General features: G+C 61.1%; 14 protein-coding genes. 8 read left to right on the forward strand and 6 right to left on the reverse strand.

Annotation, left to right across the window (positions count from 1 at the left end):
• The first annotated feature begins 130 nt into the window (after nucleotides 1-130).
• Nucleotides 131-607, forward strand: coding sequence for an NYN domain-containing protein (locus tag OQ287_RS00660; protein ID WP_265895237.1), 477 nt, complete (start codon nucleotides 131-133; stop codon nucleotides 605-607).
• A 55-nt stretch (nucleotides 608-662) separates the two neighbouring features.
• Here OQ287_RS00660 and OQ287_RS00665 read toward each other — a convergent pair whose 3' ends face one another.
• On the reverse strand, nucleotides 663-2,156 hold the full coding sequence (locus OQ287_RS00665) for a DUF2252 domain-containing protein (protein ID WP_265895238.1): 1,494 nt from the start codon (nucleotides 2,154-2,156) through the stop codon (nucleotides 663-665).
• Between the two features lie 280 nt (nucleotides 2,157-2,436).
• On the opposite strand from OQ287_RS00665, the gene OQ287_RS00670 reads away from it, so the two are divergent.
• A complete protein-coding gene (locus OQ287_RS00670; protein ID WP_265895239.1) occupies nucleotides 2,437-4,131 on the forward strand; it encodes a mechanosensitive ion channel family protein in 1,695 nt (564 codons plus the stop codon).
• Nucleotides 4,132-4,215: 84 nt separating this feature from the next.
• On the opposite strand, the gene OQ287_RS00675 is transcribed toward OQ287_RS00670, so the two are convergent.
• The 4 genes from OQ287_RS00675 to OQ287_RS00690 form a co-directional block, all read right to left on the reverse strand.
• Nucleotides 4,216-6,147 (reverse strand): alpha/beta hydrolase domain-containing protein, encoded by a 1,932-nt coding sequence (locus OQ287_RS00675; protein WP_265895241.1) that lies wholly within the window; start codon nucleotides 6,145-6,147, stop codon nucleotides 4,216-4,218.
• Between the two features lie 109 nt (nucleotides 6,148-6,256).
• Nucleotides 6,257-6,472 carry a TIGR02450 family Trp-rich protein gene (locus OQ287_RS00680; RefSeq protein ID WP_250935952.1) on the reverse strand — a complete coding sequence of 72 codons (216 nt, stop codon included), beginning with the start codon at nucleotides 6,470-6,472 and terminating at the stop codon, nucleotides 6,257-6,259.
• A gap of 87 nt (nucleotides 6,473-6,559) precedes the next feature.
• Entirely contained in the window at nucleotides 6,560-7,714 is a 1,155-nt protein-coding gene (locus tag OQ287_RS00685; protein ID WP_322974079.1) for an extracellular catalytic domain type 1 short-chain-length polyhydroxyalkanoate depolymerase, read from the reverse strand.
• A gap of 37 nt (nucleotides 7,715-7,751) precedes the next feature.
• The gene (locus tag OQ287_RS00690; RefSeq protein ID WP_265895244.1) at nucleotides 7,752-8,168 is read right to left on the reverse strand and encodes a CopG family transcriptional regulator; all 417 of its coding nucleotides are present in this window, start codon (nucleotides 8,166-8,168) and stop codon (nucleotides 7,752-7,754) included.
• A gap of 275 nt (nucleotides 8,169-8,443) precedes the next feature.
• Between OQ287_RS00690 and OQ287_RS00695 the strand changes: the two genes are divergently transcribed.
• The 4 genes from OQ287_RS00695 (at nucleotide 8,444) to OQ287_RS00710 (ending at nucleotide 12,171) form a co-directional block, all read left to right on the forward strand.
• Nucleotides 8,444-9,298 carry a putative RNA methyltransferase gene (locus OQ287_RS00695; protein ID WP_265895246.1) on the forward strand — a complete coding sequence of 285 codons (855 nt, stop codon included), beginning with the start codon at nucleotides 8,444-8,446 and terminating at the stop codon, nucleotides 9,296-9,298.
• Between the two features lie 323 nt (nucleotides 9,299-9,621).
• Complete coding sequence (locus tag OQ287_RS00700; protein ID WP_250935957.1) at nucleotides 9,622-9,900, forward strand: hypothetical protein; 279 nt, start codon at nucleotides 9,622-9,624, stop codon at nucleotides 9,898-9,900.
• Between the two features lie 206 nt (nucleotides 9,901-10,106).
• Nucleotides 10,107-11,132: an SMP-30/gluconolactonase/LRE family protein gene (locus OQ287_RS00705; protein WP_250935959.1), complete on the forward strand. Its 1,026-nt coding sequence runs from the start codon at nucleotides 10,107-10,109 to the stop codon at nucleotides 11,130-11,132.
• A 199-nt stretch (nucleotides 11,133-11,331) separates the two neighbouring features.
• Nucleotides 11,332-12,171, forward strand: coding sequence for a YrhK family protein (locus OQ287_RS00710; RefSeq protein WP_250935961.1), 840 nt, complete (start codon nucleotides 11,332-11,334; stop codon nucleotides 12,169-12,171).
• A gap of 97 nt (nucleotides 12,172-12,268) precedes the next feature.
• Here OQ287_RS00710 and OQ287_RS00715 read toward each other — a convergent pair whose 3' ends face one another.
• On the reverse strand, nucleotides 12,269-14,128 hold the full coding sequence (locus OQ287_RS00715; RefSeq protein WP_250935963.1) for an ABC transporter ATP-binding protein: 1,860 nt from the start codon (nucleotides 14,126-14,128) through the stop codon (nucleotides 12,269-12,271).
• Between the two features lie 404 nt (nucleotides 14,129-14,532).
• Between OQ287_RS00715 and yghU the strand changes: the two genes are divergently transcribed.
• Nucleotides 14,533-15,393 carry a glutathione-dependent disulfide-bond oxidoreductase gene (yghU, locus tag OQ287_RS00720; RefSeq protein ID WP_265895248.1) on the forward strand — a complete coding sequence of 287 codons (861 nt, stop codon included), beginning with the start codon at nucleotides 14,533-14,535 and terminating at the stop codon, nucleotides 15,391-15,393.
• A gap of 110 nt (nucleotides 15,394-15,503) precedes the next feature.
• Nucleotides 15,504-16,676 carry an N-methyl-L-tryptophan oxidase gene (gene solA, locus OQ287_RS00725; RefSeq protein ID WP_265895249.1) on the forward strand — a complete coding sequence of 391 codons (1,173 nt, stop codon included), beginning with the start codon at nucleotides 15,504-15,506 and terminating at the stop codon, nucleotides 16,674-16,676.
• Nucleotides 16,677-16,700: the final 24 nt, after the last annotated feature.

Below are 16,700 nucleotides of genomic sequence, written 5' to 3' on the forward strand. Positions count from 1 at the left end.
ATCATGCGTTGCACTCTGGCTCTATCACTGGGTGTGTTATTGGGTCGGCCCTGATCGCGGAGTATCATGAGCCGCACATTGCGCTCGTCTTCAGTGAGCGCGTTCATGCCTGCAGGGGAGTCAGCTTGCCATGACCCGCGTTGCCATGTTCGTCGATACCCAGAACGTGTATTACACCGCCCGTGAGGCCTACGGCAAACATGTCAATTATCGCAGGTTGTGGGCACGGGCCACGGCCGGTCGGGAGGTGCTGGCGGCGCGGTGTTACGCCATTGACAAGGGCGATACCCGGCAGCGCGAGTTTCAGGCCATCCTGCGCTCGATCGGGTTTGATGTCCGGCTCAAGCCGTTCATTCAGCGCGCAGATGGCTCGACCAAGGGCGACTGGGATGTCGGCATTACGCTCGACGCCATCGAGTTCGCCGCGCAGGCCGATGTGATCGTGCTGGTCTCCGGCGATGGCGATTTTGACCTGCTGGCGCAACGGCTTCGTGATGTCCACGGCAAGTGCGTCGAGGTGTATGGCGTGCCCCGGTTTACGGCGGACTCGCTCATTGAGTCCGCCACCCGGTTCATTCCCATCGATCACTCCTTGCTGCTTGGCTGATGCGCCCCATGCCCTGAAAGCGCCGGATTTATCCTTTCAGGGCGAGGCTATTGAACTATCGATGCACGATATCAAGCTGCGTAAAGGCGCCTCGTGCATGGTCTTCGCGAAACATGGCATGGTCCTGGCGTACGCGGTCGGCGGCCTCAAGGGCGAATTCCACCATGTCGGCAATGAACAGTGCCCGGGGCCCGATGGCGTTGATGATGGCGGGTTCAACGTCGTAGTCGATCCTGCCGGATTCGTCCGAGAGGGCATGTACCTGAGCCAGCACGCGGCCGCAGATGCGGGCGTATTTCTTCCAGTCGCGCTTCGAGAGGTCATCCAGGTCGATATCGTCGCGAAACGGGGCGCGCTCGCGGGACATGTAGCTCAGGCCATCGAATTCGACATGGCCGTAAAATACATCCCCGCGCACCAGGTGCACCTGCTGGGCATGGCTGATGCGCTCGGCTTTGGAGTCCATCTCGTAGGCGGAGGGCGGCACCAGCCCGGAAAGGGCTGAACGCCTGGCCTGCTTGTATTCGATAATGACGTCATCGGTGCCGTCACGCTCGGGGCCTTCGATCAGCACGTAATAGCGGTTAAGCCCCAGCGAGGCGGTCCCCTGGCCGCGGCGTATGGCAACATCCTTCACCCGCATGCCCTCGGTGCGTGTCGGTATCTCGATGCCATTATCCTTGATCAGCCGGTCGGTAATGGCCTGGAAGTCGTCACGCCGTGATGAGATCGGCACCAGTTTATCGGTGGAGCGAAAGCCGCTTTTGTCCTCGGTGAGATAATCATCCATCAGCCAGTCGGCCCGCGCTTCATGGGCATCCTTGAACAGCCCGCGAATCAACTTCGGGGCGTTGTCGAACCGCATTTCCTCATCCTGTTCGGTGCCTTCGCGTGCCAGCCGCTCCATGGCTTCGATATAGCCCTTGATGAACTGGCGCACCACCTTGATCTGGTGCGTGCGTTCAAGCTTTCCCTCCGTCTCGGCGGCGATCATGAAACCGGTCGCGCCGCGCTTCAGGTCCCAGGTGAAGGGGGCGTAGTAGGCTTCATCGAAATCATTGACCGAGAAAATGGGCACGTTGTTCATGTTGGGCATGACCCCGAAGTTCTCCGGGTGTACATCGCCCAGCGCCAGCACCGTGGGCATCCAGGCGTCATCGCCGGCCATGTCCCGGTAGAACAAAAGTGCCGTGCCGCGGAAGAACGAAAACAGGGAGTCGGAGAGCTTGTCGAACTTGACCACGGCCTCCTCTGAGGCAGAGGCAATGCGGGTCTGGTGGTCTTCGCGCAGCGTCTGGCGCAGGTGCAGCCGCCGTTGATGGCCGGTCAGGCTGCGGGGGCGCAGCACGAATTCGCCGGCCGCCACGGCGCTGGCCAGCCGTCGGAAGGTCTCGATGCGTGTCGCCACCACCGGCTTGGCCTCCTGGTGTGTTGCACGTACCAGCGCGGCGGCCAGTTCGTCCCTGCTCATCGATGAGCGCCCTTCAATGTTGTGGTGCCGGGCCTGTTCATACAGGGCCTTGCGGGTTTGCTGGGTGGGGTGGGTCATGAGCGCTCCTGTGGCCCGGGCCGCGATGGGCGGCGCCGTTCGGCATGAATGGGCGGTGACGAACATGCTGTCATGGCTCTGTTCAGCCTGGCTGAGGTGGGGCCGTGCTGCATGGGTTTCTTCATGCCGTGCCGGTGGCGGGGCATCATGTTATGGCGCGGGGATCAGCCGCGCCCTTACAATGCACGCTGGCGCTATAGCGCGGCTGCCGCCGGCAGTCGCATGTTCATCGTGCAGGTGGGTAACCCTCATGCATGGCTCACGGAACGGTAATGCAGGCATGACGATGAAACAGTCCTGGCAGGGATGGCGGGTGATGGTAGCGGTCGTGTTGTCGATCGGTCTGGGGCTGGGAGTGGCTCAGGCGGAGGAGACAAAAAATCAGGAAGGGCTCTGGTACAGCACCGAGTCGATGAATACCGGGCTGCCGGGGGAAATGGATGAGGCCATGCTGCGTACGCCCCGCGAAGCGATGCGCAGTTTTACCGAACTGACCGACAAGGGCGATTTCGAGGGTGCCGCGCACATACTCAATCTGACCGATCTGAGTCCGACGGAGCAGCGTGAGCGCGGTGCCATGCTGGCCCGCAAGCTGTCCGAGGTCTTTCGGCGTGGCAAGTGGCTCAATATCTCGAGCCTGTCAGGCCGGCGTGATGCCGTGATCGAGGATGCCTCCGGCAAGGATTCCCGGGCCGGGGAGCCGCGCCGGGATATCGAGCTGGTCTCGATGGAGGTCGGCAGCGATGCCTATGACATTCGGCTCGGGCGTTACCGGATCAGCGATCACGAGCCGGTCTGGATGATTACCCCGGAGAGCGTGCGGGCCATTCCTGCCCTGTATGATCGGTACGGCCCCTCCCGGTTCGAGCATTACATCCCTGACCGCTTCAAGACTCCCATGGGCCTCCTGAAACTGTGGGAGTGGTTCGCCATTCCGCTGGTACTGCTGATGCTGTGGCTGATCGGCAAGGCCGTTCATGCGCTGATCGGGTTCATGGCCCGATGGCTGCCTTCCGGTTCGCCCAGTATTTTTGTCATTCAGATTCAGGGCCCGGTAGCCATGATCGTGGTGGCCCTCGTCACCCAGATGCTGATCGAGTATGTGGTGTCCTTCTCGGCGATCTTTGCCACCACGCTGCGAGTTGCGCTGATTACGGTGATGGCCTGGAGCGCGGGGGCCATCGCGCTGACGCTGGTGGATACCTTCATGCTGCACCTGACCCGGCACATGGTCGGGCAGATCGATGATGCCAAGCCCCGGGATGACCGCAAGCTGCTGACCACGCTGTACGCCCTGCGGCGGGTGATCATTCTTGTTCTGGTGATTTCGGTCACGATCTATGTACTGAGTCAGGTGAAGCTGTTCGAGACCCTCGGGATGTCGATTCTGGCGTCAGCCAGTGTACTGGCGGTGCTGGTGGGGGTTGCCGGTCAGGCCGTGCTCGGTAACATCCTGTCCTCGTTTCAGCTATCGCTGGCAAAGCCGGTACGCATTGGTGATCTGGTGATGTTTGAAGGGCAGTGGTGTTACGTGGAAGGCATTTTCTATACCTATATTCGTCTGCGGGTATGGAATGAGCGGCGGCTGATCGTGCCGGTAACCTACTTTGCGTCCAAGGCCTTCGAGAATCTGTCGGCCGGCAATACCCGGGAATATCGAAGCATGGAGCTGAACGTGCACCTGAATGCCGATATTGCCGTATTGCGCGAGAAGTTCCTGGAGTTTGCTCAGGAAGAAGACGATGTGATCGAGCATCACAAGCTGCTGTGCAGTGTGACCGCACAGACCATCTCGGCGCAGACCCTGACCTGCTTTCTGATGGCATCCGACCCCATTTCCGGGTGGCGTGCCGAGGCAAATATCCGGGAGCGAATGCTGGCATTCATCCGGGATCATCATCCCGACTGGTGGCCGCGCAATGTCATGGTGATCAGCCAGCAGGACATTACGCGGGGTGATGCTGACGCGCCCTGACAGGGCGAGGGCCGCAGTGCGGGGCTCAGGCCTCGCATCGCGGCCGGACGGTCATGCCGTTGTCCCGCCATTGTGCCCGTGCAGTCAGTGCCGGTGGGTGGGGAAGGCGGGGGCATCCTCGACCACAAGGCTCACATCCTCCGGCAGCATCAGCCCGGCCATGACCTGCGCGTTCGCCGCCTGGCGTAGTGCATCCAGATAATCATCCCGGTTTTTATAGCGAGTATCGAGGGGGCGGCGGCTGTCGGTTTCGACAGGGGCGGCCGGAAAGGGCAGGTAGCTGCCGTTCAGGCTGCACAAATCCCCGGCCGCCACGCCTTCGTCACGCAGGTTCCAGCCCCAGTAGGTGCCGACAGGCACTGCCACGTAGGGTGACTGCACGCCGCCCTGCGGCAGGCCATCGGCATCTACATTGGGCACCCTCACCGGGTAGGCCGCACCGGCAGCCGGTGGTGTGGTGCGGTAATCCATCACGTGCAGGGCGTTGACGGGGGGTGTCGGCACGGTGCCCTGCACGCGAGGAAGGTGCAGCACGGCGGGGTCAATCAGCGTGCCGGGTTCAAGTCCAGGATAGGCGCTCGCAGGCGGGGCCGTATCTTCTGTTACCCAGGCCTGCATGGCGGAAGCCAGTGCGCGCATGGTGGGGGCCGGGCTCAGCGGGTTGGTCGGGTAGGTGCAGGGCGCCTTGTCCTGGGGGGTGGTGCCCCAGGTATTGAAGTGCGGCATGCCGGCGAGAAAATACAGCCGCACATTGTCCGGCATCGTCAGCGGAGCACCCCACGGGGAGGTGGATACCAGTGATGCCCGGCCCTGCCAGAATTCGGTGGAGGTATCGGTATGCATCAGTTTCGGGCAGGTGTCGGTTGCCCTGCAGGCTGTCAGCAGGCTGCCGGTCCGGCCGGTCAGCGGGTCCGTGGTATCGGCATAGCTGAACGGGAACTGGTCGCCCGGAAAGTCATGATCCTCGTGCTGGCGGGAAAAGCGACCGGGCTGGGCGAACCGGTCGTTGGTAAAGGTCTTGCGCGAACCGGCGATGTGCGCCATGGCCCCATCGAACACCTGCCGGCCCTGTGCGTCGGCGTTGAACCCCTGATAAATGAAATCGCGCAGGAAGCGGCCTGACTGGGAAATACCCAGCCCGATGGTGTGGTCAATGTGATGAATGGGGGAGGAGGCATCATGGCCCGGGTTGCCGCGCAGAAACGAGACAAGGTCACTGGTTGCGACAAACGCAAGCCCGGCGGGCCGTGCTCCCGTGGCGGGATAGACGAATTCGTAAATGGCACCGGCGTCCTGGCCCGCTGGCCGCGTGATGTCGATGGTCTGCTCGTCCAGGTAGCGAAACGAAAGCCCGTCCGGTGTTTCACGCGGCGCCTCGGGCGTGGGGCGTACCGTCAGGGTGGCGTCTTTCGGGTCGAGACTGGCAGCCGGGTAGCTCAGCCGTTCTCGGTGGATGGTCTCGGTGTCATCGAAGATGAACTCGTCACGGGAGGGGCCGGTGACGCCGTCCAGTGCGGGAATGTCGAGTGCCAGCATGTCATCGTCCAGCCCGGCCTGCCAGCCGCTCCAGACCAGGGTGTGGCCCTGACGCATCTGAAAGCCGTCGCCTGGGTCATCCACGCTGAAGTGGTCATCATCGACACCGGCAAGGTTCAAAAGGGCCAGACTCAGGTTGCGCCCCCGGTTCGGTACGTCGTAAAACAGCACGCCCGAGCCCTGGCCGGTGGGTCTCAGGATGACGACCTCGGTACTGAATTCCACCTCGCCATCGGCATTGGTCGGTGCCCTGTCCAGCCCATCAATATGGGCTACGCGCTCATCGTCCGGTGCGACGGCAAAATGGGCAATACCTTCGATGCGCTCTATATGGCCGGCCTTGCCAAAGCGGCGCCCATCGTACATCGGTGTGGTGGATGAAATATCAAATGCCGTGACGCGTGCTTCAAGCGCGTCGGGGGCAAGCAGCAGGCACGAAGCGGCGGCAGTGGTTGCAAGCAGGTAACGAAGGTGAGTCATGAGCGGCATCCTGGGCTGGAATCGAGGCAGCGTACGCTGGTGCACTACTTCACTATAGCGTCTCCACCGATCTGTCCATGCGGCGTTCGAAGGGGGAATCCCTCGGCGCTTACTGCCACCCCATTTTCCAGACGTCATCGTCCTTCAGTGCCTGCCAGGGCAGAGTGAACTCCCGGCGGGTAAGCACGGCTTCCAGAATGACATCGACCACGTTGTCTTCCTCATCGCGCACCAGTCGGGTCACCATGAAGTGCTTTTCCTTGTGCTCCGGGCGGGTCGCGGTCCATTTGCTGTGGTAAAGCTTGTCAGGGTTGAGGGTGTGCATTGGAAAAGCCTGCTTGTCAGGAGTGTGAAGCCGCTACTGTAGCCTTGCCGCGCGAGGCGTGCACCCGCGCAGCAGCCAGGCCCTTCTTCAGCCCCTGGAGTGATGGGAGAAAAAGCGCAGCATTTCCCGGGAGGCGTCGGGGCCCTTGGGATCGGTATAGCTGCCTTTGTTACTGCCTCCTGACCAGGCATGACCGGCCCCCTGTATCTGCCACTGTTCCAGGCAGGGCGTGCCTGTCGCGTCATGATGAAGGGTCCGCGTATAGGCGTGGCCGTGTTTGACCTGGCCCTGTTCCACGGTAACGCGGGTCTGCTGATGGGTGATGGCGTACTGAGCAGCGATCCGGTCTGCATTGGCGGGATGCACGGTGGTATCCCGATCCCCGTGGAAGATGATGGCAGGTACTGCCGAGGCCCAGGACCTGGCGCGTGCACTGCCGCCGCCGGTTCCGCCCTGCATTAGTGCCATGGCATCAGGCAGGCCCCGGGCTACGCCATGAGGCAGGCCGGAATGCACGCCCACTGCGGCGAACAGCTCCGGATAGGTCATGGCCAGCGTAGTAGCCATGGCCCCCCCGGCCGAGAGGCCGGCCACGTAGACCCGGCGGGCATCCAGTTCATGAGTGGCGATGAGCTGGCGGATCATGCCGGCAAGGATCGCCGGCTCGCCGCCCTCGCGCTGCTGGTCTTCGGCCCTGAACCAGTTCCAGCACCTTGAGTGATTGGCGCTCATCGGCTGAGCCGGATACAGCACGCAGCAGGTCTGCGCCTCGGCCAGGTGGTTCATGGCGGTGCCGATGGCGAAGTCATCAGGCCCCTGGGTGCAGCCATGCAGCATGACCACCAGAGGCAGCGTCTGACCTTCACCTCCATCTGGAATATAAAGTTTGTACTCTCGCGTGCCGGCCGGGTGAGTAAAGTGCCCGGAGGTAAACGTGCCCGGCAGTACATCGGTGGGGGCCTGTTCGGCCTGCGTCGCTGAGGCCGTGGCGTCCCTGTAGGTGCGCCACGCTCGGGCAGCATGAGTGTCATCGCGGGTGAACTCCCTTTGGGGGCCTGATTCCTCCCCCACGACCTGCCAGTCACCGTCGAAGGTCTGGCCCTTCCATGCCTCGCCGGCTGCTCTCGTCGAGGCGGTTTCATCGTGGCTTGCGTCAGGCATCGCACCCTGGAGCAGGGACATGGCTTCCTTGAGTCGTCCGGCCCGGGTAAGCCGTGTGGCTTCTTCCATTCGCTGTGTCATCGCGGGGTTGATCATTTTACTACCTCTGTTCACAGACTCAGTGGATGCGGTCGGCAAGGGCGGACTTGACGGCGGCACTGGCATGCAGGGCACCCAGTACCACTACCGATTCTATGGTGGCGAGTGCCAGCTCCGGGGAGACATCACTGGCGATGCTGGCCATGCCCAGTACCTGAATCTGAAGGGTTTCACCCGCGGCCTGCAGGGCCTCGAGATCAGCGCGGCTGTAGTGCTCAAGCCCCAGGACGAAGGCCTTGCGGCTTACGGTGTCCCTGACGACCTCGGCATGAGTGGCCAGCTGGTTGCGGATGGCGGTGCGGATGAGATCGGTGCGGTTGGAATAAAACCCTTCCTGAACGAGCAGATCAATCTGGCCAAGATCCACCACCCCCAGATTGATGGTGATCTTCTCGCTTGATTCGCCGGTTCTGCGGCGCAGTTCATGGACGCTCATGTGAGTACCTGGGTGATGGGGTGGCCGGGAGCGCACGCCCATGGGTTGTTTAAACCATCCATATGGATGGTGTATGGATGTATAGTGCGCTCATTGGGGAGCAAGTCAATGCCTTCTGGTGGAAAGGTCGAGAAGGACGCCCGGAACGGGGTGGTGCTTTGCATTCCGGCCGGTCTGTAGCACGATGGCGCGACAACGGCTCGCTCGAGCCTGATGAAATGCATTGAGGATGTCTTCCGCATGACACGACCCGGATACCTTCAGAAGGTGCTGCGATGATGAGTACCCCCTTTGAACGACTGGCCTGCCCGATTGATGGTCGCAGGCTCACGCAGGAAGGCAGCAGCTGGCGCTGTGAACACGGGCACGGGTTCGATATTGCGCGCCAGGGGTATGTGAACCTGCTGCCGGTACAAAACAAGCGCTCGGCGGACCCGGGTGACAGCAAGCCCATGGTCGCGGCGCGTCAGCGGTTTCTGGCGGCGGGGCACTACGCCCCGATTGCCGCGGCGGTCAGCCGTCTGGTCATGGCATTGAATCCGGTGGAAGGGCCGCTAACCTGCCTGGATGCCGGGTGCGGTGAAGGCTACTACCTGCGTGAACTGGCCGCTCAGGCGCCGGCCGGGCAGGCGCTTTCCCTGTTGGGACTGGACATTTCCAAGTGGGCGGTCATGGCGGCTGCGAAGCAGGACAGTGGCGATACCATGGCCTGGGTGGTCGGCAGCAACGCCAATTTGCCGGTGCAGCCGGCCTCTGTTGACGTGGTGCTGTGCATGTTCGGATTTCCGATGATGGCGGAGTTTGAACGGGTACTGAAGCCCGGCGGCACGCTGATCAAGGTCGAGGCCGGTCCGGATCACCTGCGGGAGTTGCGGGAGGTCATCTACCCGACGCTCAAGCCTGACAGGCCGCCGCGGGATGAGGTGCCGCACGGGTTTGTACATCACGCCCTTGATACGGTGCGCTTTACCTGCGAGATCGACACCGCTCAGGGCATTGCCGATCTGCTGGCCATGACACCTCATCTGTACCGGGCGTCTGCAGAAGGGCGCGCACGGGCCGCGGCACTGGAGGCGCTGTCGGTCACGGTGGACGTCTCCCTTGTGCAGTATCGCCGCCAGGAGCGCTGACGAGACCAGCTATCAGACGGTGATTGCCATCCTTGCCACGGCATTTCTGATGGTGATGGCCGTGAGCTGGGCGGTGTTAGATACGGTATTTACAGCCGCCTGCCTGAGTGGTTCATTGCAATATCAATGCCCCTGCTGAGGGGCAGACGCTGCAGGACGTGGAGCAGTTTTCGACCATGTTCCTGAATCGATGATCGTGATGGGCCTCTGGATGCCGCTTCTGATATGGCGCCATGACTGAACGGGTATACGCCTAAAGAGTGATGGCCCGGTGCCAACGGTAGTTCTAGCTTTCAGTCATACGTCAACGAGGAGGTGAAGTCATGCAACGCACGCCGTTTGTCACCGACCAGCTGCTCAAGCGCTGTCGGAAGGAGCTGTCGCTTGAGCATCAGCGGTCCGGCCATCACTTTGACCACGTTGCGCTGGATGACCGCAAGGAACTGTCCATGCTGGTCGAAGATGCCATACGTCATGGGGAAAGCTATTCCACCATCGCCGAGCGACACAGCGAGATTGGTCTGACGGAAGGAGAGCTTCGTGAGCTGATTGGCCCTGAATCGGCAATTCGGGATCGTATCGAGCGATTTCACTACGCGTGACGTAACAGAGTGATGAGTGTTGTTTGATGTGCATGAACCTGTCTGAAAGTGACAGGGGTGGTAAATTCAAAAAGGCTGATTCCCGCATGGGGTCAGCCTTTGTCATATGTGCCTGATGGAACCGAAACGCATACCACCGGTATTGCCGGTGCCTGTGTTTCATTACCCGCGGCCTGTTCCCGCATCATTGATTCAAAGGAGCCTTCATGTCTTTTCCGCGCCGCCACTTTCTTGCTGCTTCTGCCGCGCTTGCTGCCTCTGCAGCCCTGCCTTCTGCCTGGGCCGCCACCTCCGAGCCCCAGCCGAGCCGCTATCCGGACAAGGCATGGAAGGTCATCGATAAACGCTTTGAAGCGTATTACCTCTTCAACGCGCCGTTGGAGCGCCAGTGGAGTGGCGGGCTGTGGCTGGAAGGTCCGGCATGGAACGCCGTGGGGCGTTACGCAGTGTTCAGTGATATCCCGCGTGCCCGTCAGATGCGCTGGGATGAGGTCACCGGGCAGGTCTCCGTCCTGCGCGAAGGGGTAGGCCATTCAAACGGGAATACCTTCGATCACCAGGGCCGGCTGGTGGCCTGCGAACACGCGCCTCCCCGGGTAGTGCGTTATGAGTGGGATGGCTCGGTGACGGTGCTGGCCTCAACGTTCAATGGCAAGCCGCTCAATGCACCCAATGATCTGGTAGCCCTGCCGGAAGGGGGAATCATCTTTACCGACCCGGGGTATGGCGCTCACGCTGACTATGAGGGCAAAAAGCGGCCACTGGAGCTGGCCCCGGCGGTATATTTCATCAATGACGGGATGGACGAGCCGCGGCTTTTGAACGATACGCTTAAAAAGCCCAACGGCGTGGCCCTGCTGGCTGATGGCAAGACCCTGTATGTCAGCGATACGGCGCCGTCTCATTTCAAGGACCATCCCGCGACCATCACCCGGTTTACCATTGAGCAGAACGGCCAGTCGCTGTCCGGTGGCAAGGTTCTGACGCAAAGTATCAAGGAGCAGTACGACGGCCTGGCTGCCGATGAGGATGGCAATATCTGGGCGGCCACCTCGGGAGGCGAGGGGTCGGATGGCGTTGCCGTGTTCGCCCCGGATGGCACGTTGATCGGCCGGGTCCTGCTGCCGGAGGTCTGTGGCAATGTCTGTTTTGTCGGGGAAAAGCGCAACCAGCTGCTGATGGCTGCCAGCCGGTCCATCTACACACTCCATACCGGTGCACGAGGCGCATGAGACAGGGCTGATCGATGTGTCACATGATGTTATGACACGACCTGCCCGAGGCCCGGCCGACGATGTATCGCGGCCGGGCTTCTCCGTGTCGGCCGGTGTCATGTTCATCTCCCCGCCATATTACTTTTTGTCTGCGCCATGGATGCGACCCGCCTCGGGCAACTACACTTCGCTATCGTTTTTCAAAGTGATATCCGACATGCCGCATCTTTTTACTGATCGTCCACGCACTTCGCGCCCCGGGCGCGGGGCTCATGACCTGAACAGGGACTACCGGTGGGAAGGCATCAATGCGGTGCTGTACGAGCTGGGCGGCGTCATGTTCATTGTGGGCAGCATCATGTTCTTTCCTCGCTTCGAGGCCTGGAAGGATATTGGTGCCTGGCTGTTTTTCGTGGGCTCGCTGGTGTACCTGGTCGTCCAGGCACACGATGTGATTGAGGTTCGTCGTTTCTGGAACCGCCGGCGGGTATCGCCTTCCCGGATACTGGAGTCGGCCGCGCTCGGTATCTATATCGTCGGGACGATACTGTACGCCATCGGCAGCCTGTTCTTTCTTTCCTGGTGGCACTGGGTTGTGCCTGGCGCCTGGCTTTTCGTGATCGGTTCCGTACTGTTTTTGATCGGGGCCAGCCTGAACGTCATGATGGTGATTCGGGCATCGGCGCTGTTGACCCTGCAATTGATGAACCTCACCGCCGTGACCTTCATTGTAGGGTCCGTGCTGTTTGTCGTGGGGTCGGTGCCGTACATCTGGAGTTATGAAAGTGCCAGTGATCGTGCGCAATTGCTGTCGTTTCTGGCCTGGCTTTTCTTGATCGGCAGTGCCTTTTTCATGCTGGGCGGGCTCTTTAATCACCAGCGTGCCCGCATTGTCATTCGCCATCGGTTTGACGCGAAGGCCAGGGACAAGGAGGCCGATGAGCGGCTGCTGGCCTTTGTCCGTGGGGAGCTGAATGATCCCGAGCATGTACTGGATGATGACTATACCTATGAGTCCAGCGCTACGGTCAGTTCTGATACGTCCCGCTCTTCATGAGCCTGTGTTGGAGTGCTGTACCGGAATAATGAATGGCCTCCCTCGGGAGGCCATTTTCATGATGAGACTGTTCCAGCCTGCGCGCGTTGCCGTGAGGCTACTCGGGACCGTCATCCAGGTTCCCCTGGTGGTCAGTGTCCAGAAAGCCGCCGGACTGGCGACGCCATAGCCGGGCATACAAACCGTCCTTCGCCAGCAGTTGCTGGTGAGAGCCCTGCTCGACAATATGGCCCCCTTCCATGACGACCAGCCGGTCCATCGCTGCGATGGTAGAGAGTCGGTGGGCAATGGCAATGACTGTCTTGCCTTCCATCAGATGATCCAGATTGTCCTGAATGGCGGCTTCAACGTCGGAGTCCAGTGCCGAGGTGGCTTCGTCCAGGATCAGGATCGGAGCATTCTTCAGGATGACGCGGGCGATGGCCAGGCGCTGGCGCTGGCCGCCGGACAGTTTCACCCCGCGCTCTCCGACATGGGCATCCATGCCTTCCCGGCCTTCGCTGTCCTTGAGTCCCGCGATGAAGTCTGCCACGTGGGCTTCGCCGGCGGCCTGCCACAGTTCCTGTTCACTGGCATCGGGACGACCATACGCCAAGTTGTCTCGAATCGAGCGGTGCAGCAGTGCCGTGTCCTGAGTCACCATGCCGATTCTGGCCCGCAGGCTTTCCTGGTTCACGGCGGCCACGTTCTGGCCATCAATGCGAATGCTGCCGCCTTCGACATCATAAAAACGCAGCAGAAGGTTCACGAGGGTCGACTTGCCGGCCCCGGATGGGCCGATCAGACCGATCCTTTCACCCGGGGCGATGGTCAGAGAAAGGTCATCGATGACGCCGTTGCCCTTGCCATAGTGAAACTGCAGATGGTCAAACACGATTTCACCCCGGGTGAGGGAGAGCGGCGGGGCATCCTGACTGTCTTCCACCTCGTGAGGCCGGGACAGCATGGTCATGCCGTCCTGAACGGTACCGATATTTTCAAACAGGCTGGAAACTTCCCACATGATCCATTGCGACATGCCCCACAGCCGCATTACCAGCCCCAGTGCCACGGCAATGGCTCCCACGGTAATCGCCTCCTGAAGCCACAGCCGGATGGCCAGCGCCCCGATGGCAAACAGCAGCAGGGCATTCAGGACATACAGCAGGCCGTACAGCCCGGTCACCAGCCGCATTTGCCGATGCACGGTGGTCATGAAGGCACTCATTCCCTCACGGGCAAAGTCGGCTTCACGGCGTGCATGGGAAAACAGCTTGAGGGTCTGAATGTTGCTGTAGCTGTCGACGATACGGCCGGTCATCTGTGAACGTGCATCGGCCTGCGATTCCGAAACACGGCTCATGATCGGTACAAAGATGCGCAGCAGGATGACGTAGCCGACCAGCCAGATCAGCAGGGGAACAGCCAGCCGCCAGTCGGCGCTGGCCACCAGCACCAGGGTGCCAATGAAATAGACGACCACGTAGTTGAGCACATCAAACAGCTTGATGACGCACTCGCGTACGGCGAGTGCTGTCTGCATGACGCGGGTCGCGATGCGTCCGGCAAATTCATCCTGATAAAACGGCATGGCCTGTCTGAGCAGGTAGCGATGCGCCAGCCAGCGAATACGCATGGGAAAGTTGCCCATCAATGTCTGATGGTTGAACAGGGAGTGCAAAACGACCAGCGCCGGCAGCACGATCAGTATCAGCGCTCCCATACCGGCCAGCGCCCAGCCCTGATCGGCCAGAAAGGTCTGACGGTCCTGAGTGCTGAGCCAGTCGACGATCTGTCCGACAAAACTGAACAGCCAGACCTCGATGGCGGCAATGGCCACCATCAATACGGTAGCGACGGCCAGATACGGCCAGGCTCCTTTGGTATAGTGCAGGCAAAAGGCCAGAAGGCTGGCCGGCGGGCGCCGAGGCTCGTCGGGCGGGAAGGGATCAAGGCGTTGTTCAAACCAGCGAAACATGGGAATCCTTTCAGCGGCCGGTGACGGCGTTGCATGGGTGAATGACAGGGCCTGCATCATGGCAGCCCGTTGGTGTCTGGCGAGTGTGGCGGCCCCCTGCGCAGGGGGAGGCCAGGGCAGGCCTCTTGTACATCCCGTACATGACGACCTCGAGCGTGCGCCTGACGCTGCAGACAGGCAGGTACCCGGTCAGTCCGTTCAATCAATCATTGGCTACTTCAAGGGCGGGGACCGGTTTTAAGTGGATGGCATCAGGCAGGTGATTTCGCCAGACCACCGGAACGCGCCGAGGTGTTCACAGGACGTTGAATGTCGGACTGGCGACATGTCCTGAACCATTCTAGCTTTGGACACGATACCCTGCCTGTTAGCAGGCATGAAATTACTCCGCTAAAGAGGGCGCCATGAGCGACGATTATACACCGCCAAAAGTCTGGACCTGGGAAAAGCAAAGTGGCGGCAAGTTTGCCGGTACCAATCGGCCTGTTGCCGGGCCCACGCATGACCGGGAGCTACCGGTCGGTCGGCACCCGTTTCAGTTGTACTCGCTGGCCACCCCCAACGGCGTCAAGGCCGGCGTAATGTTCGAGGAGCTGCTGGCACTGGGCTATGAAGGCGCGCAATACGATGCCTGGCTGGTCGACATTGGTGAGGGAGATCAGTTCGGCAGCGGGTTTGTGGACATCAATCCCAACTCCAAGATCCCGGCGCTGATGGATCACAGTGGTGAGGCGCCGGTCCGGATCTTCGAGTCCGGTTCAATCCTTCTTTATCTGGCTGAAAAGTTCGACGAGTTCCTGCCCGGAGATATTCAGCACCGCACCGAAACCATGAACTGGCTCTTCTGGCAGATGGGCAGTGCGCCCTATCTGGGCGGTGGATTTGGCCACTTCTATAACTACGCGCCGGTCAAGATCGAGTACGCGATTGATCGCTTTACGATGGAAACCAAGCGTCAGCTGGATGTACTGGACCGTCGTCTGGCCGAGCACCGTTATCTGGCTGGTGACATGTATACCATCGCCGATATCGCCGTCTGGGCCTGGTATGGTCAGCTGGCGCTGGGTCGGCTCTATGATGCGGCCGAATTCCTGCAGGTGCAGGACTATGAACACGTACAGCGCTGGGCCCGTGAGATTGATGAACGTCCAGCCGTCCAGCGCGGTCGCATGGTCAACCGAACCTTCGGCGAGCTCCATACGCAGCTGCACGAGCGTCATGAGGCCAGCGACTTCGAGACTCGAACCGAAGATAAAAGGGGCTGATACTCCGCAGCGTTCAAGCGCCCGGCCAGTGAGCCGGGCGTTTTTCGTCTCACCGCCGGGGTGCCGTTATACTGACAGCCCTTTTCTACTGGCCAGAGGACGGCACCACCGTGACACAGACGCAACACGCTTCACGCCATTTGATCATCGGGGGCGGCAGCATGGGACTGGCCGCTGCCGATGCCCTTGTGCGGGCAGGTGCCGAGTCGATCCAGGTTCTGGACGCGCACTGCCCGCCGCATTCCCACGGCGCCCATCACGGAGAGACTCGGCTGATTCGACTGGCTTACGGCGAGGGCAGTGGATACGTCGGACTGGCCGAGCAGGCCTGGGCCGGGTGGCAACAGCTGGAGCAGGAGACGGGGGCGTCGTTGCTGTTGCCCTGTGGCGTCATCAACATGGGGCCGTCTGATGTACCCTTCATTCAACAGGTTCAGGCCAGCGCCCGTGAGTACGGACTTCCTCTGACCGTCCTGGCCGGGGACACGGCCCGCCGTCGGTTCCCGGGCTGGCAGATAAATACCGACTGGACGGCCGCCGTGGAACACCGGGCCGGCGTGCTGTGGGTCGAGCGCATCGTGGCGGCCTGGCGCGCCCGCATCGAGCGTGCCCGTCACGTCACGTTGACGACGAATGCTTCCGTGATCGCTCTGGAGCCCCTGCAGGGTGGGGGAGCTACTGCGGTATGCGCCGATGGCCGCCGTTTTACGGCGGAACGAGTGCTTCTGGCGGCCGGTCAGCATATCGAGCCGCTGCTGACGCCATTAGGCATTCATGTTCCCCTGACCCGTGTACGCAAGACGTTTGCCTGGTTTGACGCTGATGCCCGGTATCAGCCGGACTGCTTTCCGGGTTTCAGTCTGACCGACCCGGAACGTGGTATTTATTATGGCTTTCCGGATCTGAACGGTGCCGGCTTCAAGATGGGCCGTCACGATCAGGGGCAGACGGTTCAACCCGGGGTGCCTCTGGCCCCGTTTGGTGACCATGACGAGGATATGGCCGAGCTTCAGCAGGTGATCGATCGTTATCTGCCTGGCGTTGGTGCGCTGCGCCATGGCGCGGTCTGTCAGTACATCCGCACGCCGGATGAGCATTTTCTGATTGACGAGGTGATGCCGGGGCTGGTGATGGCCGGCGGGTTTTCAGGCCATGGTTTCAAGTTTGCCTGCGCGTTGGGAGATACACTGGCGGACTGGCTGCACACGGGAACGCGGGCCGGATCACTTGCCGGGTTTACGCTGAGTCGTGCGGCGTGCCAGCCGAGGGCAGGGAGGGAATAACATGGATTTTCCGGTCGTTAACAG

This window comes from Larsenimonas rhizosphaerae (assembly GCF_026240105.1).
In the GTDB taxonomy this organism is placed as follows: domain Bacteria; phylum Pseudomonadota; class Gammaproteobacteria; order Pseudomonadales; family Halomonadaceae; genus Larsenimonas; species Larsenimonas rhizosphaerae.